This is a genomic window from Roseomonas sp. TAS13 (genome assembly GCF_001950415.1).
Classification (GTDB): domain Bacteria; phylum Pseudomonadota; class Alphaproteobacteria; order Acetobacterales; family Acetobacteraceae; genus Roseomonas; species Roseomonas mucosa.
This window is the reverse complement of record NZ_BDLP01000641.1, coordinates 1-1,423: the sequence shown is the minus strand read 5'-3', so window position 1 is coordinate 1,423 and position 1,423 is coordinate 1. Positions and strand designations below refer to the sequence as shown.

General features: G+C 72.7%; 2 protein-coding genes. One reads left to right on the top strand and one right to left on the bottom strand.

The features are described from left to right. Nucleotides 1-720, bottom strand: a 720-nt coding sequence (gene cbiB / locus ROTAS13_RS24460; protein WP_075823663.1) for an adenosylcobinamide-phosphate synthase CbiB, incomplete at its 3' end; no start/stop codon positions are given. A gap of 41 nt (nucleotides 721-761) precedes the next feature. Between cbiB and ROTAS13_RS24455 the strand changes: the two genes are divergently transcribed. Then, the coding region (locus ROTAS13_RS24455) for an aminotransferase class I/II-fold pyridoxal phosphate-dependent enzyme (protein WP_139323566.1) at nucleotides 762-1,423 on the top strand (662 nt) is incomplete at its 3' end.

Here is a 1,423-nt window from a genome sequence, read left to right as displayed (position 1 = left end):
GCGCAGGGCGCCGCCCGCGCTGGCGCCGGGCGTCAGCAGCGCGGCGAGGATGATCCACAGCGCCGAAAGGCGCGAGGCGGGCAGGTTCACCAGGTCGTCGAAGCGTGCGGCGGCCCAGCCATAGTCGGTGTACCGGGGCGTGCGGTGGCCGATCATGCTGTCGGCGGTGTTGGCGGCCTTGTACCCTGCGATGCCCGGCAGGCCGGCGACCCCGCACCAGAAGGCCGGCGCCACCACCCCGTCGGAGAAATTCTCGGCCAGGCTCTCGATGGCGGCACGCACGACGCCCGGCTCGTCCAGCACGGCCGGGTCGCGGCCCACGATTCGCGACACCGCCTCGCGCCCGCCCGTCAGTCCGCGCGCCTCCAGCGCCCGGGCCACGGCGCGCACGTGATCGTGCAGACTGCGCTGCGCCGGCAGGCTGGCGGCGAGCAGCGCCAGCAGGATCACCGCCGGCCAAAAGGGCAGATACCGCAGCAGGACGCCCTGCAACAGCGCGGCGGGCACCACGGCGGCGAGCAGGAGAAGGAGCTGCGCGAGGAGGCCGGCGAGGCGCCTTGCCTTATTCGTGCCGGTTTCCCGATTCAGACGGCGTTCCAGCCATGCGATGAGGCCGCCCATCCAGACCACCGGATGCCGGATCCGGCGGAACAGGGCTTCGGGGTAGCCAAGGACGGCTTCCAGCGCGAGGGCGCCGGCCAGAACAAGCAGCGTGGGCAAGGGCGAGACGATTGCTGATGATGAATGCGGCAGGGGCTAGCATGTCCCGCGATGGCGCGTCAGGCGCCGTGACGGAACATGGCGGCCGGCTGGCCGCGGCGCGGCTGCTCTTTCCGGGGGCGCCGGAGCCTTTCCTCGACCTGTCCACGGGCATCAACCCGCGGCCCTATCATCTGCCGCGCTTTCCGGCCGATGCCTTCACGCGCCTGCCGGAGCCGGAGGCGCTGTGGGAGTTGCAGACGATCGCGGCCGCCGCCTATGGCGCGGCCTCGCCGGAGATGGTGGCCGCCGCGCCGGGCACGCAGATCCTGATCAGCCTGCTGCCGAACCTGCTTCCCTGGCGCGACGTCGCGGTGCTCGGCCCGACCTATGCCGAGCACGCCCTGGCCTGGCAGGCGGCCGGGGCGCGGGTGACGGTGGCGGAAAGCCTGGAGGCGCTGGCGGGGCACGAGGTGGCGGTGCTGTGCAACCCCAACAACCCCGACGGGCGCCGGCACGGGCGGGACGCGCTGGCCGGCCTGGCCGGCCGGGTGCGGCTGCTGGTGGTGGACGAATCCTTCGCCGATTTCGAAGGGCCGGAACGCAACGCGGCGCCGCTGCTGCCGAGGCCGGACCTGCTGGTGCTGCGCTCCTTCGGCAAGAGCTACGGCCTGGCCGGGCTGCGCCTGGGCTTCGCCCTGTCTCTTGATCACATCTACGCACA